This window comes from Acinetobacter sp. YH16042 (assembly GCF_013417245.1).
Taxonomy (GTDB): domain Bacteria; phylum Pseudomonadota; class Gammaproteobacteria; order Pseudomonadales; family Moraxellaceae; genus Acinetobacter; species Acinetobacter amyesii.
Map to the genome: position 1 here is coordinate 1 of NZ_VPEJ01000023.1, position 22,839 is coordinate 22,839.

Genomic DNA, 22,839 nt, shown 5'->3' on the forward strand with positions numbered 1-22,839 from the left:
ATGAAATACGGTATTCTGATGTGACAAAACCTGAATCCTTTATAGTTGAAGTCTTTGTTAGCACTTACATTTTAACTATTTTGGACTCAGGTTTTTTATTTAAGTCAAACTATGGGACAGCAGTGGCATTTAGCCCCTTTTTAGTGTCAAAAATTTTAGATTTCAGACATTTCTTTTTGATATTGCGCTTCGGCTTTTTCAAAGCGTTCAACAACTTCAGCCTCAGGTGCTTTGCCCAATAAGCTCACGACAACGATACTGATTGCAGAGAAAATAAAGCCTGGAATGATTTCGTATAAACCAAGGTGGCCTAAGTAGTTTTTCCACACGATGACAGTCACTGCACCCACGATCATACCAATGATTGCTCCGTTAAGCGTCATACGTTTCCAAAGCAATGAAAGAATAATCAGTGGGCCAAATGCAGCTCCGAAACCTGCCCATGCATAAGCTACTAAGCCTAAAACTTTACTTGCAGGGTTCATTGCAAAGGTGATTGCAAATACGGCAATTGCCAAGACCATCGCACGTCCAATCCAAACCAATTCTTTTTGCGATGCGTTTTTACGAATAAAACCTTTGTACAAATCTTCCGTCAAGGTGGTTGAACAAACCAATAACTGACAGCTAAGTGTGCTCATCACCGCAGCTAAAATTGCCGCTAAAATAATCCCTGCAATCCACGGATTGAATAGAATTTTAGTCAACTCCATAAATATCGTTTCAGGGTTAGCATTAACGACACTTGCCAGTTCTGGGTGGACTTGGAAGTAAGCAATACCGATATAACCCACTGCTACAGCACCGCCTAGACACAGGATCATCCATGTCATACCAATGCGTCGTGCATTCGGAATGGATTTAACAGAATCGGCTGCCATAAAGCGAACCAAAATATGCGGCTGACCAAAATAGCCTAAGCCCCATGCCATGCTGGATAAAATCGCAATTGTACTTAAACCTTCAAATAAATTAGAAGCTTGTGGGCGAGCTGTTTCCAAAACAGCAGCAAGATTTTGACTGTTATCACCTAAAGCAAGGTAGGCGATGATCGGTGTGATCAGCAGTGCAAAGATCATCAGACCCGCTTGGAAAGTATCGGTCCAACTGATCGCTAAGAATCCACCAATACAGACATAGCTGATGGTTGCAATTGCACCAATCCACAGTGCTGTTGTGTAGTTCCAACCGAATAAACTTTCGAAAAGTCGTGCGCCAGCCACCATGCCAGAAGCACAGTAAATCGCAAAGAACACTAAAATCACTACAGCTGAAATGATACGTAAAATCTTTTTACGGTCTGCAAAACGGCTCGTGAAATAATCGGGCAGGGTCAGGGCATTATTTTGATATTCGGTATGAACACGCAAGCGACCAGCAACGATCAACCAGTTCAACCAAGCACCGATAATTAAGCCGATTGCAATCCAAGCTTCGGAAAGACCAGATAGATAAATTGCACCAGGGAGACCCATGAGTAGCCAACCACTCATGTCGGATGCACCTGCTGAAAGTGCAGTCACAACACTTCCTAAACTTCGTCCACCTAAAATGTATTCGTCAAAGTTATGCGTAGCTTTGTAGGCATACAAACCAATGGCAAGCATTGCAAGAATATAAAAAATAAAGGTGACTAATGTCGGGTTTAAATGGCTCATAGGCGGTTCGTCCTTAATGAAAGCAAATCATCTCTGTCCTAGATGAAAATTTGTACTTCTGTCGTAAGTCGCAGATTCAAGCACGATTTAAAAATTACACTCTGTAACCTTTAAGCATATTTTATGTATGTTTTGCGTAAATGATATTTTTTCTTATTACAAATCGAATTTTTTATTGTGCTGCTGAAATGTTGTACAGAAGGGAATTTAAATTTTGAAATGTAAATCTACTTAAGACTTTTCATCACAAAAAGAGAACTAATGAAATTAGGTAAAAATTACACAATGTTACATGGTGAACAAGAAATGTGCATTTGAAATATTTGGTTGCAAATGTGCATCACATCATCTGTAGTGAGATGATTTGAACAGGTCGAATATGAGGTATGCACAGTCTTGGTGCGTAATTAGAGGGAATGCGCAGTGACAACGGTTCAAATGGAAAAAACGAGAATAGAGCATGATTTATTGGGGGATAAAGCAGTCCCGCAGTCATGTTATTACGGTATACATACATTGCGTGCCATCGAAAACTTTCAAATATCAAAGCAGCATGTCGGACAAAATTTAAACTTTGTACGCGCTATTGCTCAGGTAAAAAAAGCGTCAGCAGAAACCAATTATCAATTTAACTTAATACAAGATGATATTCGCCAAGCGATTCAGCAGGCGTGCGATGCATTGATTGATCATCCTGAACAATGGGCAGATTCATTTCCAATTGATATTTATCAAGGTGGAGCAGGCACTTCTATTAACATGAATGCCAATGAAGTCATTGCCAATATTGCCCTTGAGTTGCTCGGAGATGCTAAAGGCAGTTATCAACGGATTCATCCAAACGATCATGTTAATAAGTCACAATCGACCAATGATGTCTATCCAACAGCGCTGCGTCTAGCAACATTTAGCGCTTTTGATGCTTTATTTGTGGTTTTAAATCAGCTAATTGGAAGCTTACATATTAAAGCCGATGAGTTTAAACATGTCATCAAAATGGGGCGTACACAGTTACAAGATGCTGTTCCGATGACTTTGGGGCAAGAGTTCCGAGCATTTGCAACATTATTAAAAGAAGATTTGAAGTTGATTGAGCAAAATCGACAGCTTCTATTGGAAATTAATTTAGGTGCGACGGCAATTGGCACTGGCGTGAATTCTCCTGCGGGTTATGCAGCGAAGGCCGTTGAAAATCTAGCTCATTTGACCGGTCTAAAATTGCAAGGTGCAGAAGACTATGTCGAAGCAACCAGCGATTGTGGCGTATTTATTTTATTATCGAGTTGCTTAAAACGTTTAGCTGTCAAACTTTCTAAAATTTGTAATGACTTACGTCTTTTAAGTTCTGGGCCACGTACAGGTTTAGCGGAAATTCGATTACCTGAGTTACAAGCAGGTTCGTCGATCATGCCTGCAAAGGTCAATCCTGTGATCCCAGAAGTGGTCAACCAAATTGCATTTCGAGTAATGGGGAATGATTTAACCATCACTTTAGCCGCAGAAGCAGGGCAATTACAATTAAATGTCATGGAGCCGGTGATTGCATTGTCCATGAATGAATCGATTGAGCTTTTGGTGAATGCCGTAAAAACATTAGACAGCAAATGCATTCAAGGGATTCAGGCAAATGAGCAAGCATGTTTTGATGCTGTGATGCGTAGTGTAGGAATCGTGACCTTACTCGATCCATATTTAGGTCATGCAAAATGTGATGAAATCGGTAAGCAATGTATTGCCGAAAATAAAACCATTCGCCAAGTGGTTTTAGAGCAAGAGCTGTTAACTGAAAGTCAATTGGATGAAATTTTCTCGATTGAAAATCTAGTTTCTGAAGTGACACCATTTAGTATGCCACTCGCTCAAGTGAGTTAAATGCTTATTTAAGACTTTTAAATAGCTCCATGATGAGTAAATGACGAAGGTTAATCCTTCGTTTTTTATTTGAAGAAATTAGTGGTAAATCTAGAAAACTAATCTGATGGCAGTGATGTTTTAGATTTCTGAAAGTAACTTAATTTCTAAAAGAAAGTATTGGGTTGAAAATAAAACGCTATATTTGCTTAAGATCGTAATTATAGTTCTATATATAGTCATGAAGGTTTGGATGAAAAATTTAGCGCATAGATAAAGTCAGAAATACTTTAACTTGCCCAAAAAAGGATGTAATCGAAGTACAATAGGTTTTTTATCATGTTGTAGATAGTCAGATGTTTAATAAGTTAGTCGATTTATTCAAAGGTGCTAAAGAGTCGCCTGAGCAACTTTACTTAGAACAACACCACATTCAATATGATGAAACTCAGGGCTATATCATTGAAGGTATAGTTTTAAATACATTGTCTGAACGTATGGAATATCTGTCGAATAGAAAAATGACAAATTTCGATGATTTAAAACAGCTCTATGCAACTGCAATGATTATCAATGAAAAAATAGACTTGGAAATTGCAAGTCAACGCTTTATTGCACGATTAGGCAATACTGAAGAAAATCTGTTGCAGTTTAAACACTATGTCAAACTATTGAATGATTATTATCGTCAATTCATCCGTGATCGTAAGTAAGTGAATGGACTGCAGTGTTTGAGTTTGATGGGTGCGTTAATGGTACTCATCAATAGAAAATACAATCGCAAATCCATATTGGTTAAAACACTGTATATAGTTGCTTAAATCTCGGAATGTAAAAAGCATCGTGTTAATATGATCACTAAGTGATTAAAACATTAAAAGCTATTTACATCATGTTCCAGCAAGAAATTTCACAACTCAATCTTAAACAGCTCAAAGCTGGCGAAAAGCGGTGGGTCGGAAACTTACAAGGCTCATCTGCTGCATTATTATTTAAAGAAATTAGCAAACAATCGAAACAGTTGTTTGTAATTGTAGCACGTAATAATCAGCATCTCGGGCAGTTAGAAAGTGAGCTGGAATTTTACGGAATTAAGCCGACTATTTTCCCTGATTGGGAAATTTTACCTTATGACCGACTATCGCCACATCAAGACATCGTTTCTGAACGCTTGGCGATTTTGTCTAATATGCCACAGCAAGGCGTGTTGCTGGTTTCGGCAACAACCTTATCGCAGCGAGTTGCACCGGCATCTTGGGTGTTAGGTGAACACTTTGATATTAAAGTGGGTCAAAAATTTGATATCGAACAACAAAAATTAAGATTAGTACAAGCGGGCTACCACTTAGTGGATACCGTTTATGATCATGGTGAATTTGCAGTACGCGGCAGCATCATGGATATTTACGCTTCGGGGCAAAGTTCGCCAATTCGTATTGACTTATTTGATGATGAAATCGATACCCTCAAATTCTTTGATCATGAAACGCAGCGAACCACCCAAAACTTAGATCATTTTACGGTTTTACCTGCAAAAGAATTTCCATTAAAAGAAGCGCGTTCACTGTTTCGTGATCGATACGCGGAAAATTTTCCGACAGCAAATCCAAAGAAAAACCCAATTTATCAAGATGTACAAGATGGTATAGCTTCACCGGGTATTGAGTTTTATTTTCCGTTGTTCTTCTCTGAACAAGCCATGCGAGAGCAAAGTACCCTGTTTTCGTACTTACCTGAGAATGGCATTGTCATTACAGACAAAGCCATAGATGACACATTGATTCAGTTTTGGTCGGATATTGTGCGTCGTTATGAAGACCGTCGTCATAATGTCGACCAACCGATTTTGCCGCCAGAGCAGATTTTCCTACAACCAAATCAGGTCTTAGAACAATTAAATCTCTGTCGTCGTATCGTGGCTTCGCCTGAGGCTTTTGATGAACGCAATGGCGTGATCAATCTTGCAGCTGAGATTCCACCCCGATTACCTGTCGATCCAAAACGTGAAAAGCCATTTTCTGCGGTTAAGCAGTATATCGATGCGGCAAATTATCCGGTGCTTTTGGTGGCTGAAAGCGCAGGTCGACGTGAAACTTTAAAAGATGCATTGCGTCCAAGTTTGGGTGATATCCCGACGGTCGAAAGTTTTGATGATTTTATGCATTCTATGCATGCGATTGCGATCACCAATGCGCCCTTAGATCGTGGTTTATTGTTAACTGACAAGCTCAGTGTAATTTCTGAAAATCAGCTATATGAACACCGTGTGGTTCAACGTCGTCGTAAACGCCAACAGGAAGTATCAGAAGAGTTCCTTGTTCGTAGTTTAACCGAGCTCAGTATTGGCGCACCTGTGGTTCATATTGATTATGGTGTGGGGCGATATGCAGGTTTAATTACCTTGAGTATCGATGACCAAGACCATGAGTTTTTGCAGTTAGACTATGCCGATGCAGCTAAGGTGTATGTCCCTGTAACAAACCTGCATTTAATTAGCCGATACAGTGGTGGTGACCCAGATCTAGCACCATTACATAAATTGGGCACAGATGCATGGTCTAAAGCCAAACGCAAGGCTTTAGAGCAGATCCATGATGTGGCGGCAGAACTTTTACATATTCAAGCACGTCGTCATTCGAAGCCCGGTTATGGATTTGAACTGGATCAGAGCCTCTATATGCAGTTTGCCAGTGGCTTCGCCTATGAAGAAACTTTAGACCAAGCCAATGCTATTGAAGCGACACTGTATGACATGCAACAAGCGAAGCCGATGGATCGCTTGGTTTGTGGTGATGTCGGTTTTGGTAAAACAGAAGTGGCCATGCGTGCTGCATTTGTGGCAGTACAAAATAACAAACAAGTGGCTGTACTTGTTCCAACCACGTTGTTGGCACAGCAGCACTACGAGTCTTTCAAAGACCGTTTTGCGGACTGGCCTGTACGTATTGAAGTCCTATCACGCTTTGGTTCATCAAAATCACATACCAAAACCATTGAAGACCTCGCAGAAGGCAAAGTGGATATCGTGATTGGCACACATAAAATCTTGCAGGAAAGCGTGCAATTTAAAAATCTCGGTCTCATGATCGTGGATGAAGAGCACCGTTTTGGTGTACGTGATAAAGAGCGAATTAAAGCTTTACGTGCCGATGTTGATATGCTAACGCTAACTGCAACGCCTATTCCACGTACGCTAAATATGGCTTTTAGTGGCATGCGTGATCTATCTATTATTGCAACGCCGCCTGCACGTCGACTTGCTGTGAAAACCTTTGTACAAGAGCATACTGGAGATTCGATCAAAGAAGCCATCTTGCGTGAATTGCTACGTGGTGGACAAGTGTATTTCTTACACAACGAAGTCGAGACCATTGAACGTACGGCAGAAACCTTACGGGAATTGGTCCCTGAAGCACGTGTTGCAGTTGCTCATGGTCAAATGCGTGAGCGTGAACTAGAGCAAATCATGCAACAGTTCTATCACAAAGAATATAACGTGCTGGTGTGTTCAACCATTATTGAAACTGGGATTGACGTGCCAAACGCCAATACCATTTTGATTGAGCGTGCAGATAAACTGGGGCTGGCGCAGTTGCACCAATTACGTGGTCGTGTCGGTCGATCGCACCATCAAGCCTATGCATATTTACTTGTGCCTTCGCTTAAAGGTTTAAAAGGTGATGCTGAAAAACGCCTAGATGCCATTTCTCGTGCATCGACTTTGGGTGCGGGCTTCATGTTGGCTACAGAAGACTTAGAAATTCGTGGCGCAGGTGAGTTGCTGGGTGAACAGCAAAGTGGCTCAATGCAAACCATCGGTTATAGCCTGTATATGGAAATGCTTGAAAAAGCCACCAAAGCCATTCAAAAAGGTAAAACGCCTAACTTTGACTCTCCATTGTCATTAACGGCTGAAATTAGCATGCACATGCCAGCCTTAATTCCAGATGATTATTTAGGTGATGTACATCAACGGTTATTGTTCTATAAACGCATTAGTAATACGGATACTCAAGAGAAACTCGATAACATTCGTATGGAGTTGATCGATCGTTTTGGCTTGCCGCCGCAAGCAGTCAAGCAATTATTCTCTGTCCATCAGTTGCGTTTAAAAGCGGAACAATTGGGTATCACAAAAATTGATATCAGTTCACATGGCGGCAGTATTGAGTTCTCACCAGATACACCAGTTCAAGCCATATCGATCATTCAAATGATGCAAAAGCATCCGACTTTCTTCCGAATGGAAGGTGGACAGCGTCTAAAAGTGATGGTCATGCTCGAAGAATATGACAAACGCATTCAATTTATAAATGACTTATTAGACAGTTTGCTGAAGGAATTGGCGCCAAATCAATAGATTTGGCGTATAAATTGCTTGTTTAGAATGAGTAGATTTTCATGAGTGTTTTTTATATAGAAGAAACGCTTGATTTTTTTGAAAAATTTATTAGAGTCATAAGCACGCAACGTTTTATTCAAATGCAGTTTATTTGTAATGAAACGTTCTGTACAGAATATTCACACCCATAAGGATGTGATAGTATTAGCCATCATTCTAATTTTGCATCATTTATAAAGATATGTTTAGTTTACATCCACAACTTGCTCAAGATACGTTTTATGTAGGCGACTTTCCTCTGTCAACATGTCGTTTGATGAATGATATGCAATTCCCGTGGCTTATTTTGATTCCACGTGTTCCGGGAATTACAGAGCTTTATGAATTAAGTCAGGCAGACCAAGAGCAGTTTTTACGTGAATCAAGCTGGTTATCAAGCCAATTGTCACGTGTATTCCGTGCAGACAAAATGAATGTAGCTGCATTGGGTAATATGGTTCCACAATTACATTTTCATCATGTTGTTCGTTATCAAAATGATGTGGCTTGGCCGAAACCAGTTTGGGGTACGCCAGCAGTTCCTTATAACAATGATGTCTTGGCACACATGCGCCAAACACTAATGCTTGCACTACGTGGTCAAGGCGATATGCCTTTCGATTGGCGTATGGACTAATCCCGATTTACGGACAATATCAGGATAGTAGAAGAATGAGTGTCCGTATGGGGGCGATCGAGTGCCGTTAGACAATTTAATCAGCAAAGAGCCTAAACAGTTTGAATATTTTCATCGTTTGATGGGATATATCATGCTGTCTTTGGTGATTGTTGTCTATCATTACACTCAGCCAGATACGCAATATCAAATCTACATTCCTGCATTTTTATTTTTTCTGATTTTAGTTGTTCCCAAGTTTTCCCATTGGCTAATTTATCGATATAGCAATCAAGTTAAGCGTAATGTACTTTTTCTGATCGATATCATCGTTATTGCTGTGCTGATGTCTGCAGTACATTTAAGCCTCGTTTTAACCTTTCTTGCGGTCTTTGCACTGCTGTATACAACCATTTATAACAAAATTAATTTCTTAATGATGTCCTTGGCAGGAATTGTAGGCGTCACTGTATTTTATTTGTGTAATATTTATGTCTTTGGTTTTCAAGAGTATTTTGAGTCAACCAGCAGTGAATTAACCGTTCTTGGCTTTCTGTGCTTAATTACATATTTCAGCGTAGGGGCTTTTTATCAACACACCCAAGTTCAGTCTCTGAGTAATAAAAAGAACCACTATTATGATCAGATGAATCGTTATATGGAATTCGCCAATCAGCTGAGTCGTTATGCGCCTATGCAACTTTGGCAATCGATTATGAAAGGTGAGTCTGAAGCTAAAATCGAATATAAACGTAAAAAACTCACGATTTTCTTTTCAGATATTCAAGGGTTCACAGAACTTTCTGAAACATTAATCCCAGACGATTTAGCATTTCTACTCAATGACTATTTGAGTCATATGACTGAGATTGCCAAACAGTATGAAGCGACTGTCGATAAATTTATGGGGGATGCAATTCTAATCTTCTTTGGTGATCCACATAGCCAAGGCGTAGAGCAAGACGCAAAAACCTGTTTAGAGATGGCAATGGTCATGCGTCAGCAAATGAAGTTGCTGCGTGAACGCTGGATTAAAATGGGTTATCCGCCGCTACACATTCGTATGGGTATTTCTACAGGGTATTGCCACGTTGGGAACTATGGTGCGGCTCACCGTATGGCTTATACCATCGTGGGTCGTGATGCCAACTTGGCTGCAAGATTACAGAGTGCTGCCGAAGTCGACGAAATTTTGATTTCAGACGATACGCATCATTTAGTGAAAAATGACTATTTATGTGCACCCAAAGCACCGATCTTCTTAAAAGGCATCAAAAGCCCAGTACGTACTTGGCAAGTGATGGAAAAATACACCTCTCAGAAAACAGATTATCAGCGGTGGTTTGACTACGAATATAAAGGCTTTAATCTATTGTTGAACTTAGATGAAGTACAAAACTTTGAATATCCTGAACTAATACATGTTTTAGAACGCATGATTCAACGCCTACAAACACAGCAAAAAATGACTAACTCTGCTGGTATCGTAAAACTGAATTTAGAAGACGAAGTGATCGAAGAAGTCAAAAAAACTGAATCTCACTCTTAATTTCACATATACATTATAAAAATTAGATCTAATCGTATTGCCTTAAATTGTAAAAATAACTCAATTCATTCTTTTATCAAAACGTCTTCTTTTTTTTGAATTGTTGAATAGTTTTATGCATAAAAAGCCAGTTACGATGAACTGGCTTTTTGATTATAGAAAATTATCTATAAATTAATGATTTTCTGAAGCATGGTTGATGGTGTATTTGGGAATTTCAATTTCCAAATCTTCATCTTCAATTTTTACTTGGCATGACAGACGAGAGTCTGGTTCTAACCCCCAAGCACGATCGAGAAGATCTGCTTCGACATCATCCATTTCATCTAGACCATCAAAACCTTTACGTACAACCACATGGCAAGTGGTGCACGCTTTAGACATATCACATGCATGCTCAATTTTGATGCCGTTTTTTAACATGCTTTCGCAAAGGTTAGTATTTGATTCGACTTCAAACTCAGCGCCGTTTGGGCAGATTGTTGCGTGAGGCAGTACTTTAATACGTGGCATAATCTTGACCTATAAATTAATTTGAGTTTGACCAGTCATCGAGTTTTGTGCCTTTCAGTGCGGCATCAATGTGCTGATTCATACGAGCTGCAGCAAATGCATCGCTATGTATTTTAAGCTGTTCTACAGCATGTTCAATAGCTTTGATATCTGTCGTTTCAAGTGCAGCATCTAAAACTGTGCGTGCAGCAGTGAGGGAACTGTGTTGCTCTTGGCTGAGGAGTTGAGCATCCACTTTAAGTGCTTGATCAAGTGCTTCAAGTTCACGTTTTGCTTCAACTTTGGTTTCTTGAAGATGACGTAAGTTTTTGTCTTCTTCAGCAAATTTATAACCATCAATCAGTAAGCGTTCAGTGTCGGCATCAGATAAACCATAAGAAGGTTTGATGTCAATTTGAGCATGCACACCAGAAGTGGTTTCTTTGGCAGACACCGTCAGTAAACCATCTGCGTCAACCTGGAAAGTCACTTCAATACGCGCTTGACCCGCAGTCATCGGTGGAATACCACGAAGCACGAAACGACCTAGACTACGGCAATGTTCAACCAGATCACGTTCACCTTGTACAACATGAATTAACATCGCTGTTTGACCATCTTGATAGGTTGTGAATTCTTGGCGACGTGCCACTGGAATGGCTGTATTACGCGAAATAAGGCGCTCAACCAAACCGCCCATGGTTTCTAAACCTAAAGAAAGTGGTGTGACATCTAAAAGCAGTGAACCATCTTTAGAGTTACCAATAAGTTGGTTCGCTGTAATCGACGCGCCAATGGCCACAACTTCATCAGGGTTAATAGTACAGAGCGGTTCTTGATTGAAGACATCTTGAACAGCTTTTTGTACAGCATACGAGCGGGTAGAACCACCGACCAATACCACATTTTGAATATCGCTGAGCTCAAGCTTGGCATCACGCATGACACGTTTACAAACGCTGATGGTTTTATCCAAAGCAACTTTGATGATGGATTCAAAAGTAGGGCGGTCTAAAGTCAATGATTGATCAAGAACTTTAAGCTCTACAGATTCAGCCTCGGTTAGAGCTTCTTTTGCTTTACGAGCAGAAACGATGAAATGTGCATATTCAGCATCATCTAAAGTTTCAATATTCAGTTGTTTTTTTGCCCATTTTACAATCAGACGGTCTAAGTCATCACCACCAAGCGCCGTGTGGCCACCCGTTGCTAGAACTTCAAAAACGCCTTGAGAGAAACGTAAAATTGAAACGTCAAAAGTACCACCACCCAGATCATAGATCACATAGTTTTGATCATGTGCAAGATTGGTGTCTTGGTCTAAGCCATAAGCCACTGCAGCAGCAGTCGGTTCATTTAATAGACGTAGTACATTTAAACCTGCAAGCTGAGCCGCATCACGCGTTGCTTGACGCTGTGCTTCATCAAAATAGGCAGGTACAGTAATCACAGCACCATTAACAGGATTATTTAAGCTGCTTTCTGCAAGGTCTTTAAGCTGTTTTAAAATTTCTGCAGAAATTTCAACAGGTGTTTTACGACCTTGTGCAGTTTCAAAAGCAGGCATTTCATTCGCTTCACCGACTAAGTTGTACGGGTGTTGAAATTTGATATCTGCTTTAGAGCGACCCATAAAGCGTTTTACAGAAACGATGGTGTTTTTAGGATCAGTCGTTAAGAATGCCTTTGCATCGGCACCATATTGCGTAGTGGATTCGCCATAGTGTGCAATAGAAGGGAGTAACACACGACCATGTTCATCGTTAAGCACTTTCGCTTTACCTGAAAGTACCGTGGCTACTAAAGAGTGTGTAGTCCCAAGATCGATACCAATTGCAATGCGGTGTTCATGCGGCGCACTTGATTGACCAGGTTCTGCAATTTGCAAGAGAGCCATGTGTGTTACATCCTTTGAACGTCAAATATAAAAAATAAATTAAAAATCATCGTCTAAATCAAAGCTATCGTCGTCTAAGAAGCGATCTTCAGCTTTATCGATGTCAGCCATCACTTTTTGGAAGAAGCGTAATTTACGTACGGTATCACGAGCTTCAGCCCAGTCTTCGTCGTCATAATCAATTTTAAATTCACGAACCAAACCGTCAATCCATTGCTGAACTTCAGTTTTAAGTGAAGTGAGGTCATCAGCAGAGCCTGCCTCATCTAACTGTTCACGAATTTCTAAGGCATCTTGTAGGAACTCAAAATCACTAATCGATTGATCAAGGTGATAATCTTGTTTTTTGAGACTTAAGAGATATGCAGCGCGGCTATCAACATTGGATAAAGCTTTAAATGCTTGATTAATCTCACTGGATTTAATCAGGGCTAGATCTTTGTCTTCGGCTTTATCTGGATGATATTGTTGCTGCAACTTTAAAAATTCAGATTTTAAAACTGCTAAATCAATATCGAGTGCTACAGGTAAGTTAAACAACTCAAAATGATTCATGGGAGATGGTGTCCGCAATAGAGGTGCAAAAAGTGTTGCTTTAAATGCAATTAAAACAGTGAATTTTACACTGTTTTAATGCGAAAAAGGAGCGTGGAAAAGGCTTAAACCGTAAACGATTCGCCGCAGCCACATTCACCTTTTTTATTTGGGTTATTAAATTCAAAACCTTCGTTTAAACCATTTTTCACATAGTCCATCTCCATACCTTCAAGATAAACTAAGCTTTTTGGGTCAACGAATACTTTTACGCCAAACTGATCGAATACTTGGTCATGCGTGTCAATATCATCGACAAACTCAAGTACATAAGCTAAACCAGAACAGCCAGAAGTTTTCACGCCAACGCGAATGCCTTCACCCTTACCGCGATTCTTGATGTAATTGCTGATATGAGTTGCAGCATTTTCAGTTAAATGAATCATGAAAACTCCGTTAATCTTTTTTAAAACACGTAAACAATTAAGCTTTTACTTTCTTGCTACGGTAGTCTTCTACAGCAGCTTTGATTGCATCTTCAGCAAGTACAGAGCAGTGTACTTTTACTGGTGGAAGTGCAAGTTCAGTTGCAATATCAATGTTCTTAATTGCTTGAGCTTCATCAAGAGTTTTGCCTTTTAGCCACTCTGTTACTAATGAGCTAGATGCAATTGCTGAACCACAACCGTAAGTTTTGAAGCGAGCTTCTTCAATTACGCCGTTGTCATCAACTTGGATCTGTAGACGCATAACATCGCCACAAGCTGGTGCACCGACCATACCTGTACCAACGTTTTCTGCATTTTTGTCTAAAACACCAACATTACGAGGGTTTTCGTAATGATCAATTACTTTTTCGCTATAAGCCATGATGCTTCTCCAAACCTCGGGGTCAGCCTTAAGATTAATATGGGGGTGAAATTACTTTAATCAATGAGATAGCCTTAAAATAAAAGCTATCTCACCGGGATGAATTAGTGTTCAGCCCATTCTACAGAATTAAGGTCGATACCTTCTTTGTACATGTCCCAAAGCGGTGAAAGATCACGTAGTTTTTCAACTGCTGCTTTGGTAATTTCAAGTACATGGTCAATATCGGCTTCAGTGGTGTATTTACCAAAGCTGAAACGAATCGAGCTATGAGCCAATTCATCTGAAAGACCCAATGCACGAAGTACATAAGATGGCTCTAAAGTTGCTGATGTACATGCAGAACCAGAAGATACTGCGCAATCTTTAAGTGCCATCATTAACGATTCACCTTCAACAAAGTTAAAGCTGACGTTTAGATAGTTTGCAACGTTGTATTCTGGGTGACCGTTCAGGAAGACTTGTTCAAGACCTTGCAAGCCATTCCAAAGTTTGTCACGAAGTACACGAATACGAGTTTGTTCGGCATGAAGGTTTTTACCTGCAAGTTCGAACGCTTCGCCCATACCCACGATTTGGTGAGTCGCTAGCGTACCTGAACGCATACCACGTTCATGACCGCCACCGTGCATTTGCGCTTTAATACGTACACGTGGTTGACGACGTACATAAAGAGCACCAATGCCTTTAGGGCCATAGATTTTGTGGCCAGAGAAACTCATCAAATCAACTTTCATAGTTGAAAGATCAATTTCTACTTTACCAGCAGCTTGCGCAGCATCTACATGGAAATAAGTTTTGTTTGCACGAGTCAATTCACCGATTGCAGCTACATCTGTAGTTGTACCGATTTCATTGTTCACCATCATCAAAGATACAAGAATTGTATCTGGACGAAGGGCTGCTTGAACCATTTCAGGTGTGATTAAACCTGTTTTTGCTTCTGGCTCAAGATAAGTAATTTCGAAGCCTTCTTCTTCAAGCTCGCGGCAAGTATCAAGAATTGCTTTATGTTCAATTTTACTTGTAATAATGTGCTTGCCTTTAGATGCATAGAACTGAGCAATACCTTTAAGCGCAAGGTTGTCAGATTCAGTTGCACCAGAAGTCCAAACGATTTCGCGTGGATCAGCTTTTACTAGATTAGCAACTTGTTCACGTGCATATTCTACTTTTTCTTCTGCCTGCCAGCCGTAAGCATGAGAACGAGAAGCTGCATTACCAAAAGTACCGTCAAACGTTAGACATTCCATCATACGTTCTGCGACTTGAGGGTCTACAGGTGTAGTTGCTGCATAGTCAAGATAAATAGGACGCTTCATGTCAAATACCTGTAACCGATAAAAGGGCTGAATCAAAGTTTGCTGAATTTTGACGAATAGATACGGTTTGAACGTTATCGCGTGCTACAAGGTCAGCAAGGGTGATTTTTGCAAGATAATCGGCAATGTGGTGGGAGAGTTCCTGCCATAAATCGTGAGTCAAGCACATTGCACCATTTTGGCAGTTGCCTTTGTGGTCACAACGGGTTGCATCAACTGTTTCATTTACAGCTTCAATAATTTCCAAAACAGTGATGTCTTCAGCACTACGAGCTAGGTGATAACCACCGTTTGCTCCACGGATGCTGGAAACTAAGCCGTGACGCTTTAATTTTGCAAATAACTGCTCAAGATAGGCCACTGAAATGGTTTGACGAGCTGCAATTTCTGCAAGAGTGATCGTTTGTTCAGTTGGCTGCAAAGCTAGATCAAGTAGAGCAGTCACTGCGTAGCGACCGCGAGTTGTTAAGCGCATGATTCGATACACATGTTAAGTCTAGATGTGCAGATTTTATGAATCCTGACTAAAATAGTCAAGTTTTTTTGAGATTGTTTATTTGTTTTATTTTGTCTGAAAAATTATGTATTTATTTGAACCACACATTATACACTAATAACGTTATTAAAAGAACAGATATTAGACTAAAAGCGATATTAATCCGCTTTTGACGGCGTTCGATACGCTTAATACGGTTTTTGTATTGTTTAACTTCAACTTGCAGTGTGTTGATTTTAGAGCGTTGCTGTTCAATTTTTTCTAAAAGTGGGGCAATACGTTTTTTAGACGCAACGATATCGTTTTCTTCGACAGGTTCAGACAGCCAGTGTTTCCAGTCAGATAAAATTTTCGGCACACTAAATAATGAAACCAGATCGCGAAATTCATCTTTTAGAACCACATCACCATCGATCCGCATGGTTTTGATGCTTTTACGATTACCAAATACAAAAATTTTCACCAAATCCATTAATGTCGTGCGGACATCAAGGTCGATGGCTTTATCTGGAGATTTCGTGTCGAACAGAATACCGTGTTCAGTAAACTGAACATAAAAGTCAAAATAAGGGATGTAGCTATTTATTTTCAGTGCGACTTTTTGATCAACAAATTTTTTAGCTTGTAATGCTACAACACGGTCATGTTTTAAAATGAAAGTAAAAATCGTTTCTAAAACAATCAGGGTCATAGTAAGCAACAAATGTGGTTGAGCTTGTGTTTGTTGCGTATCACTCATAAAAAAAATGTCCTTGTTAAAATCTGAAAGCACTGGAAACTGAGCATCCTGCTCTAGAGGAACTTAGAATATACCAAAAAGTTGGTAATTCACCAGCTTTGTAGAACAGTTTAATCAATCTATCAAGTCATATGTTTGCTATTATGTTGTTAAAATGAAGAATCACATGTTGTTGTGCACATAAAATAATCAGGAGAAGTGCGGATTATGGAAAATACAGAAAGCATAATTGACGATGCACAAGAAACATCAGAAAAGCCGGCTAAAACTCGCGTACGTAGTCATTCTGATCGTCGCTCTAAAATGGATTTTCGCAAATATACCAAACAGATTTGGTTGGCTGGATTAGGTGCTTTTTCACGTGCTGAGGGTGAAGGAAATAAGCTTTTTGACTCTTTAGTCAAAGTTGGAGAGGAGCTTGAGTCCAAAACGATTGATATTGCAGATCAAACTGTCGAAAAAGTTTCAGAAAAAGCCAAAGAATCTGTAACCGATACGAAAGATAAAGTAGAAAAAATTTTAGATAATGGTGTTAATCATTCTTTAAACCGTTTAGGATTGGTGACTGTAAAGGATTTACAGCACTTAGAAAGGCTTATACTTCAATTACATACTAAAGTTGACCAATTGGCCGAAGAAAATGCCCAACTGAGGGCCGAAATACTAAAAAAACACTAACTTTTTTACTATTATCGAATTTTCAAGGTTTTTTTCGTTAAAAAATTCTATAAAAAGAGGTTGAGGAGTATTGCGTTTAACCCTAAAGCATTGCTATAAAGGCGTTATGGCGTTTTATACAAATTCTTGAACCTTAAATAAACGATATTAAGAGGACGTAATTTTCATGAATAAATCAGAATTAATTGATGCAATTGCCGAAAATGGGGGATTATCTAAGGCCGATGCCGGTAAAGCTTTAGATGCTACAATTGCTGCAGTTACCAATGCATTAAAAGCTGGTGATACAGTTACTTTAGTTGGTTTCGGTACTTTCAGCGTTAAAGAGCGCGCTGCACGTACTGGTCGTAACCCACAAACTGGTGCGACTTTAGAAATCAAAGCAAGCAAAGTTCCTAGCTTCAAAGCTGGTAAAGGCTTGAAAGATTCTGTAGCTTAATCTTATTAAGCACATGAGGCGCGCCATTATTTGGCGCGTTTTTTATTGGTAAATGTGATTAATTGATATATCGCATTCATTCATCTCGGGTTTTCGGTTAAAATTCACCGCAAATAAAATATTGGAATACTTATGGAATCGTTTCGTAAAGTCATTAAGGGTTGGCTGGGCAAGGTCTTGCTCGTTTTGTTTTTAACCCCTTTAGCACTTGTAGGTATTGAAGGATATTTTAGTGGTGGATCTAAAGATGCAGCAAAGACTGTAAACGGTACTGAAATTTCTCAAAAAGAACTCGAAGCACTGACGAACTCATTAAAAGAACAATATCTGGCATATGCTCAGGGTGATGAAACATTATTGAATCAAAATTTCATTAGCAATAAAGCGATGGATACTTTGGTTTCACGCCAATTGTTATTGCAACAAGCTGATAAATTAGGCATTAGCTTGAGCGATGCACAAATTGTGCAAATGATTCATCAGCAGCCAAGCTTCCAAGTCGATGGTCAATTTTCAGATGAAGCGTTTGGGAGATACCTCGAATCGATTGGTATGACGAACCGCACATTCATTGATAATTTACGTAAAGACCATGCTTTAAAAATGTTGTCTACAACATTTATGGAATATGCATTGGTGAGTAAGCTTGATATCTTGCAAATTGCGAACTTACAAACGGAACAACGTAGTATTCAGTTGGCCAGCATTAATCTTGAAAATTACAAGAAAAATGTAAAAGTATCTGATGCTGAAATTGCGGCTTATTATGAGCAGCATAAAAACAAATTTAAGCAAGCAACCAGTGTTGATGCAGATTTTGTCGTATTAACACCTGCCAATATTACTGCACCAGTAGAAGCTGCAACTGATGCTGAATTGAAAGAAGCGTATAACAGCTTTGTTGAGAATGCACAGAAGTCAGTTAAACCACTCGTTAAGCACATCATGATCACTGCGGACAATCGTTCAGATGCCGAAGCTAAAAAACTGGCTGAAAGTGTTCAAGCTAAAATTAAAGCGGGTTTAAGCTTTGACCAAGCTGCTGCGCAATTCTCTGAAGATTCTGAATCTAAAGCAAAAGGTGGTGAACTGGTTGCTTATGAAAAAGGTGTGTTTGGTGATGCGTTTGATGCTGCAGTTGAAGGTGCTCAAGCTGGTCAAGTGACTGCTCCAGTAAAAACAGACAGTGGTTATCACTTGATCGAAAAAGTGGCGCCAGCTGTAAAAGTGGCTTCATTTGAACAGGAAAAGGCACGTCTACAAGCAGAAGTCGCTGCTTCGAAAAAAGCCAATGTTTTTTCTGACACTGTAAACAGCCTCAATGACATGGTTGTAAGCAGTGATGCTCTTGATGTCGTGGGCCAAGAAGTGAAAGGCGTAAAAGTACAGTCATTGAATGGCTTAACATTAGCATCGCAACATCCAGTTTTAAGTGATGCAAACGTCAAAGTTAAATTGTTTAACGATGATGTTAAAAATGGTGAACGTAATGTTTCATCTAGCATTCAGTTGAAAAACGGTGATGTGGTTTGGGTGAAAGTGCGTAACTATCATGCTGCGGGTGTTCAAACCTTAGCTGAAGCGAAAGCGCATGTGAAAACTCAGCTGATTGAAAAGAAAGCGTCTGATGCTGCAAAAGCACAGATTCAAGCGACTTTAAAAGAGTTTGCTGCAAAACCTGCTGCTTCAGTTGCGAAAGGCAGTTTAAACTTTGAAAATGCGGGTACATTCACCCGTGCTGATGGCTTATTGAAACGCGAAATTCAACGTGCTGCATTTAGCGTAAAAGCACCGAAAGCAGGTCATTGGTCAGTTACGACCACAAATCTACCAAATGAATTGGTTGTGGTTGCAGTGACTGCAGTGAATAAACAATCTGATGCAGCATTAACGGGTGAGCAGTTAGATGAGTTAACAAAACTTTATCAACAGCTTCGTGGTCAACAAGAATTTGATGACTACACACGTTATCTAAAAGATCATGCCAAAATTAAATAATTAAGGCCGCTTTTAAAAAACCAGCTTCCGAGCTGGTTTTTTTGACTTAAATTGACAGATATAATTTTTATTTAAAAGATTTGGCAAATGAAATATCGACTCTAGCATCGTAGATTATTGTTCTCAAAAAAATAATATGAAGAAAAAATAACTCATCACGACAAAGGATTAAGCGGATGATATCTCTGTATATGCCTCAATGTAAACGTTTAAAGAACCCGTTATTGCGGTGGATAGATCATTATTTTAAGCACATGATATTGATGCTATTAACCATTTGTGTTGCTAGTGGTATTCAAGCTGCAGAACTGAACTTTCAAAAAGTTTTAGAGCAGGAAAGAGCTTGGGCGGGCTTGAGCAGTAAAAAAGTCAAAAATAATGAAATCGAATGGACATATAGTGAAGGAGGAGATCCACGAAAACCGACGCTGTTGTTGCTGCATGGTTTGTCAGGCACGCGTGATAATTGGAACCGCGTTGCCCGTTATTTAACGCCAAATTATCATGTCATTATTCCTGATCTGCCAGCACATGGAGAAACTCTAGTTGCAGATCAATTTGATCTATCGATTCCAAATTTAACTGAAAAATTACGACGATTTATAGATGCTGCAAAGTTAGATCCAAATTTACATATCGCAGGGCATTCGATGGGTGGTGCAATTGCCATGCTCTATAGCGCTCAGTATCCCTTAGAAGTGAAATCTTTATTGTTGGTGGATTCAGCAGGTGTCTTTAAGTCGAGCAATACAGCGTATCTAAAAGATACGGCAAAGCTTGCAGAGCTAGTGGTCAGAAAAACTGGTGATTTTGATCGCGTGATGAAGATCGTGATGCAATTTCCGCCTTTTATTCCACAAGAATTAAAAATTGGGCAAGAAAAGTTGATGATCGTTCAGTCTAAACAAACCAATAAAATGGTGGAGCAACTGCAAAAAATGGCCACCTTGTATACGCCAGAGTCCTTTGCTTTGGCTGCACGAGGCATTGATGCACCTGTGTTTATTATCTGGGGGAAGCAAGTGCCAATCTTAGAAGCGGAGCAGTTAATGGCGTTGCCATATTTAAAGTTTCTTTCAACTGTTCAATGAATCAGATTGGTAGAGTAGGTGTAAAAAAGCGAGAAATATCTCGCTTTTTTAAACTTAACTAGACTTTGAGTCGATTTAAGTACGTACTTTAATTTCATAGCCAGTGTATTTTCGAATATTAATCACACCGGTATCCAAAATCAGATACTGACCTTTAATCCCTTGTAATTTTCCTCGAATAATCGGTGTTTTGTCCAAATTATGCGATTTGATTTTTTCAGGATATTCATCTACCGGGTAGATAAATTGGCGTGGCAACTCATCTTCTAGCAGTTCAACGGTTTCATTAAACTCTAAATTTTGGCTAAATTCTTCACGAATGGTCTGAATTTTTGGTGCGAATTCTTCCACTAATTGGTCGCGAATTTCGATCAGGTTGATCGGTTCTGCTTCACCTTTGAGCAATTTACGCCAATCGGTTTTATCGGCCACTTGCGTACCAAACATGACTTCAAGCTGACCAGATAAACGACGTGAACCAACTTTCATAATAGGCAAAGCTTGCGTCGCACCTTGGTCTAGCCAACGTGTAGGCATTTGACCCAAGCGGGTAATCCCCACTTTTAAGGCACTCGAATTGGCTAAATAGACAATATGCGGTTGAAAGCAAACTTCATGGGCAAAATCATCTTCACGGCAAGTCCCGAGATGATAATGACAGGTTTCAGGCTTCATAATGCACATATCACAAGCAGCCTTAGTCTTCATGCATTTGAAGCAATGACCTTGTGAATACGATTTAGGCGTTTTTGCGCCGCAAGAAATGCAGTAGATATTTCCAGTGGCTTCAATTTCAATTTCTTGGCCAAGGCTAAACGGTAGATCAACTTCTGAGCGATCTAGAATAAATTTATACTCAACATTTGCCTTGTGTGTATGTTGATCAGTTACACTAAGGTCTTTAAGACCTGCATGCATTTTATGGCAAATGCCTTGTAGTTCCATACGAATACTCACTTCATTATTAAGGATGCGGTCAATGGCTGAACAAAATGTCATCACTTCTATGCTAGACGATTTGTCAAAAGAGCAGCCCATTTCAACCGCAATCTGCATTGGTCAAGATCTTGAGCAATACAATCAATTTCATCCAATTCAATGGCAACATTTTAACGTAACTGAGTTTTTAAATCTGCCTTTTACCCAGCGTTTTGACCTTGGATTTGTGATTCTTGATACTGAAATGATGTTGAGTTTGGATCAGCAGCAGAAAACTCAGATGTTGGTAAAATTGCGTGACCTATTTGCCAAACGCATCGTGGTGGTGAGTAAATTACACGATGAACAATTATTACGTGCTTTAGGCTTTACTCAGCTCATTGATAAAACCACACATGAAAGTGATTTTGCTTTATGGCAGTTTAATATTTTGACTTATAAACACATTCCAGATTGGTTTAACTCTAAATTTTGGGCAAATCCTGAAAACTGGGATAAATTCCGTTGGTAACAAATACTTAGCCTGCGAGAAATTGCAAAAATTAACAAACATTTATGATAAAACTGTCTTTTCCCACGTATGCTGTAATTAAGTTTATCTAGGTTTCACTGGGAAAAATAAAATGACAAATTTAAATAATATTGTTGAGATTTTAGCAAAGCAGGCCCTTGGTGGTGCAAACAATCAAAATCAACAAGGTGGCTTGGGCGGTATTTTAGGTTCGGTGCTGGGTCAATTTGGTGCAAATGCAGGCACTCAAAATACCCAAACCAATGCTCAAAACCAAGCGGGTGGTTTGGGTGGAATTCTAGGCTCTGTGTTGAGCCAACTGGGTGGTGCAGCGCAGCCGCAGCAACGTAGTAGCGGTGGTAATGCATCAACCATTTTAGTTGCAGTGTTACCTCTAGTGTTGGCTTGGATTCAAAAACAAGGTGGCCTACAAGGTGCTTTGGATAAATTACGTGGACAGGGCTTGAGCAGTCAGGTTGATGATTGGGTATCTACAGGCCCTGGTGATAATGCTGCTGTGACTAATCAACAAGTACAAAATTTATTTGATGATGCCGAAGTGGAGCAAGTTGCACAAGAAACACAAACTCAGAAACAAGATGTATATAGCGCAATTTCAACGGTATTGCCGCAAATTATTGACTCATTGACGCCACAAGCTGGACAAACCAATCAGCAAGAAGCGAATGCTGATATTCAACAAGTGATGAATTTGGTCTCAGGTTTCCTGAAGCGTTAATCAAAATATCGCTTTAAGTATTTGATTGAATACAAGCCA

The 22,839-nt window shown here is 39.6% G+C and carries 21 protein-coding genes; 11 read left to right on the forward strand and 10 right to left on the reverse strand.

Annotated elements, in window-relative coordinates; genetic code table 11:
- Positions 1-155: 155 nt before the first annotated feature.
- Positions 156-1,658 carry a sodium/proline symporter PutP gene (gene putP, locus FTV37_RS13645; RefSeq protein WP_180064117.1) on the reverse strand — a complete coding sequence of 501 codons (1,503 nt, stop codon included), beginning with the start codon at positions 1,656-1,658 and terminating at the stop codon, positions 156-158.
- A gap of 423 nt (positions 1,659-2,081) precedes the next feature.
- Here putP and aspA point away from each other — a divergent pair, with 423 nt between their 5' ends.
- From aspA to FTV37_RS13670, 5 genes are all read left to right on the forward strand, one after another.
- Complete coding sequence (aspA, locus tag FTV37_RS13650) at positions 2,082-3,530, forward strand: aspartate ammonia-lyase (RefSeq protein ID WP_180064118.1); 1,449 nt, start codon at positions 2,082-2,084, stop codon at positions 3,528-3,530.
- A gap of 335 nt (positions 3,531-3,865) precedes the next feature.
- A complete protein-coding gene (locus FTV37_RS13655; RefSeq protein WP_180064119.1) occupies positions 3,866-4,222 on the forward strand; it encodes a hypothetical protein in 357 nt (118 codons plus the stop codon).
- Positions 4,223-4,401: 179 nt separating this feature from the next.
- On the forward strand, positions 4,402-7,869 hold the full coding sequence (gene mfd, locus FTV37_RS13660; RefSeq protein ID WP_180064138.1) for a transcription-repair coupling factor: 3,468 nt from the start codon (positions 4,402-4,404) through the stop codon (positions 7,867-7,869).
- Positions 7,870-8,092: 223 nt separating this feature from the next.
- Positions 8,093-8,527, forward strand: coding sequence for an HIT domain-containing protein (locus FTV37_RS13665; protein ID WP_067762788.1), 435 nt, complete (start codon positions 8,093-8,095; stop codon positions 8,525-8,527).
- A 61-nt stretch (positions 8,528-8,588) separates the two neighbouring features.
- The gene (locus tag FTV37_RS13670) at positions 8,589-10,055 is read left to right on the forward strand and encodes an adenylate/guanylate cyclase domain-containing protein (RefSeq protein WP_180064120.1); all 1,467 of its coding nucleotides are present in this window, start codon (positions 8,589-8,591) and stop codon (positions 10,053-10,055) included.
- A gap of 174 nt (positions 10,056-10,229) precedes the next feature.
- On the opposite strand, the gene fdx is transcribed toward FTV37_RS13670, so the two are convergent.
- The 8 genes from fdx to FTV37_RS13710 form a co-directional block, all read right to left on the reverse strand.
- Entirely contained in the window at positions 10,230-10,568 is a 339-nt protein-coding gene (fdx, locus tag FTV37_RS13675; protein WP_180064121.1) for an ISC system 2Fe-2S type ferredoxin, read from the reverse strand.
- A 16-nt stretch (positions 10,569-10,584) separates the two neighbouring features.
- Positions 10,585-12,444 carry a Fe-S protein assembly chaperone HscA gene (hscA, locus tag FTV37_RS13680; RefSeq protein WP_180064122.1) on the reverse strand — a complete coding sequence of 620 codons (1,860 nt, stop codon included), beginning with the start codon at positions 12,442-12,444 and terminating at the stop codon, positions 10,585-10,587.
- 39 nt (positions 12,445-12,483) lie between these two features.
- A complete protein-coding gene (hscB, locus tag FTV37_RS13685) occupies positions 12,484-12,999 on the reverse strand; it encodes a Fe-S protein assembly co-chaperone HscB (RefSeq protein ID WP_078188669.1) in 516 nt (171 codons plus the stop codon).
- A gap of 104 nt (positions 13,000-13,103) precedes the next feature.
- Positions 13,104-13,424: an iron-sulfur cluster assembly protein IscA gene (gene iscA / locus FTV37_RS13690; RefSeq protein ID WP_078188668.1), complete on the reverse strand. Its 321-nt coding sequence runs from the start codon at positions 13,422-13,424 to the stop codon at positions 13,104-13,106.
- A gap of 37 nt (positions 13,425-13,461) precedes the next feature.
- Positions 13,462-13,848, reverse strand: a complete 387-nt coding sequence (gene iscU / locus FTV37_RS13695; protein ID WP_078188667.1) for a Fe-S cluster assembly scaffold IscU — start codon at positions 13,846-13,848, stop codon at positions 13,462-13,464.
- A 104-nt stretch (positions 13,849-13,952) separates the two neighbouring features.
- On the reverse strand, positions 13,953-15,170 hold the full coding sequence (locus FTV37_RS13700; RefSeq protein ID WP_078188666.1) for an IscS subfamily cysteine desulfurase: 1,218 nt from the start codon (positions 15,168-15,170) through the stop codon (positions 13,953-13,955).
- Position 15,171: 1 nt separating this feature from the next.
- A complete protein-coding gene (locus FTV37_RS13705) occupies positions 15,172-15,645 on the reverse strand; it encodes an Rrf2 family transcriptional regulator (protein WP_078188665.1) in 474 nt (157 codons plus the stop codon).
- A 112-nt stretch (positions 15,646-15,757) separates the two neighbouring features.
- Positions 15,758-16,405, reverse strand: a complete 648-nt coding sequence (locus FTV37_RS13710) for a hypothetical protein (protein WP_078188664.1) — start codon at positions 16,403-16,405, stop codon at positions 15,758-15,760.
- A 207-nt stretch (positions 16,406-16,612) separates the two neighbouring features.
- Between FTV37_RS13710 and FTV37_RS13715 the strand changes: the two genes are divergently transcribed.
- The 4 genes from FTV37_RS13715 to FTV37_RS13730 all read left to right on the forward strand — a co-directional run bounded on the left by FTV37_RS13715 (position 16,613) and on the right by FTV37_RS13730 (position 20,611).
- Positions 16,613-17,083: a phasin family protein gene (locus tag FTV37_RS13715; RefSeq protein WP_180007822.1), complete on the forward strand. Its 471-nt coding sequence runs from the start codon at positions 16,613-16,615 to the stop codon at positions 17,081-17,083.
- Between the two features lie 166 nt (positions 17,084-17,249).
- The gene (locus FTV37_RS13720; protein WP_078188662.1) at positions 17,250-17,522 is read left to right on the forward strand and encodes an HU family DNA-binding protein; all 273 of its coding nucleotides are present in this window, start codon (positions 17,250-17,252) and stop codon (positions 17,520-17,522) included.
- A 132-nt stretch (positions 17,523-17,654) separates the two neighbouring features.
- Positions 17,655-19,520, forward strand: coding sequence for a SurA N-terminal domain-containing protein (locus FTV37_RS13725; protein ID WP_180064123.1), 1,866 nt, complete (start codon positions 17,655-17,657; stop codon positions 19,518-19,520).
- 254 nt (positions 19,521-19,774) lie between these two features.
- Positions 19,775-20,611: an alpha/beta hydrolase gene (locus FTV37_RS13730; protein WP_180064139.1), complete on the forward strand. Its 837-nt coding sequence runs from the start codon at positions 19,775-19,777 to the stop codon at positions 20,609-20,611.
- Between the two features lie 75 nt (positions 20,612-20,686).
- Here FTV37_RS13730 and FTV37_RS13735 read toward each other — a convergent pair whose 3' ends face one another.
- The gene (locus FTV37_RS13735) at positions 20,687-21,556 is read right to left on the reverse strand and encodes a DUF2797 domain-containing protein (RefSeq protein ID WP_180054623.1); all 870 of its coding nucleotides are present in this window, start codon (positions 21,554-21,556) and stop codon (positions 20,687-20,689) included.
- Between the two features lie 34 nt (positions 21,557-21,590).
- Here FTV37_RS13735 and FTV37_RS13740 point away from each other — a divergent pair, with 34 nt between their 5' ends.
- Together FTV37_RS13740 and FTV37_RS13745 are read left to right on the forward strand one after the other, a co-directional pair.
- Positions 21,591-22,061 carry a DUF6231 family protein gene (locus tag FTV37_RS13740; protein WP_168378602.1) on the forward strand — a complete coding sequence of 157 codons (471 nt, stop codon included), beginning with the start codon at positions 21,591-21,593 and terminating at the stop codon, positions 22,059-22,061.
- Between the two features lie 112 nt (positions 22,062-22,173).
- Positions 22,174-22,800, forward strand: a complete 627-nt coding sequence (locus tag FTV37_RS13745; protein WP_180054378.1) for a YidB family protein — start codon at positions 22,174-22,176, stop codon at positions 22,798-22,800.
- Positions 22,801-22,839 lie beyond the last annotated feature (39 nt).

Bases quoted from the DNA above. Each gene is read 5' to 3' on its own strand.
- fdx (WP_180064121.1), bottom strand. From the start codon at position 10,568: ATGCCACGTATTAAAGTACTGCCTCACGCAACAATCTGCCCAAACGGC.
- hscA (WP_180064122.1), bottom strand. From the start codon at position 12,444: ATGGCTCTCTTGCAAATTGCAGAACCTGGTCAATCAAGTGCGCCGCAT.
- FTV37_RS13655 (WP_180064119.1), top strand. From the start codon at position 3,866: ATGTTTAATAAGTTAGTCGATTTATTCAAAGGTGCTAAAGAGTCGCCT.
- FTV37_RS13705 (WP_078188665.1), bottom strand. From the start codon at position 15,645: ATGCGCTTAACAACTCGCGGTCGCTACGCAGTGACTGCTCTACTTGAT.
- FTV37_RS13730 (WP_180064139.1), top strand. From the start codon at position 19,775: ATGATATTGATGCTATTAACCATTTGTGTTGCTAGTGGTATTCAAGCT.
- putP (WP_180064117.1), bottom strand. From the start codon at position 1,658: ATGAGCCATTTAAACCCGACATTAGTCACCTTTATTTTTTATATTCTT.
- FTV37_RS13745 (WP_180054378.1), top strand. From the start codon at position 22,174: ATGACAAATTTAAATAATATTGTTGAGATTTTAGCAAAGCAGGCCCTT.
- FTV37_RS13735 (WP_180054623.1), bottom strand. From the start codon at position 21,556: ATGGAACTACAAGGCATTTGCCATAAAATGCATGCAGGTCTTAAAGAC.
- mfd (WP_180064138.1), top strand. From the start codon at position 4,402: ATGTTCCAGCAAGAAATTTCACAACTCAATCTTAAACAGCTCAAAGCT.
- FTV37_RS13710 (WP_078188664.1), bottom strand. From the start codon at position 16,405: ATGAGTGATACGCAACAAACACAAGCTCAACCACATTTGTTGCTTACT.
- FTV37_RS13720 (WP_078188662.1), top strand. From the start codon at position 17,250: ATGAATAAATCAGAATTAATTGATGCAATTGCCGAAAATGGGGGATTA.
- iscU (WP_078188667.1), bottom strand. From the start codon at position 13,848: ATGGCTTATAGCGAAAAAGTAATTGATCATTACGAAAACCCTCGTAAT.
- FTV37_RS13665 (WP_067762788.1), top strand. From the start codon at position 8,093: ATGTTTAGTTTACATCCACAACTTGCTCAAGATACGTTTTATGTAGGC.
- FTV37_RS13740 (WP_168378602.1), top strand. From the start codon at position 21,591: ATGGCTGAACAAAATGTCATCACTTCTATGCTAGACGATTTGTCAAAA.
- FTV37_RS13715 (WP_180007822.1), top strand. From the start codon at position 16,613: ATGGAAAATACAGAAAGCATAATTGACGATGCACAAGAAACATCAGAA.
- hscB (WP_078188669.1), bottom strand. From the start codon at position 12,999: ATGAATCATTTTGAGTTGTTTAACTTACCTGTAGCACTCGATATTGAT.
- FTV37_RS13700 (WP_078188666.1), bottom strand. From the start codon at position 15,170: ATGAAGCGTCCTATTTATCTTGACTATGCAGCAACTACACCTGTAGAC.
- iscA (WP_078188668.1), bottom strand. From the start codon at position 13,424: ATGATTCATTTAACTGAAAATGCTGCAACTCATATCAGCAATTACATC.
- FTV37_RS13725 (WP_180064123.1), top strand. From the start codon at position 17,655: ATGGAATCGTTTCGTAAAGTCATTAAGGGTTGGCTGGGCAAGGTCTTG.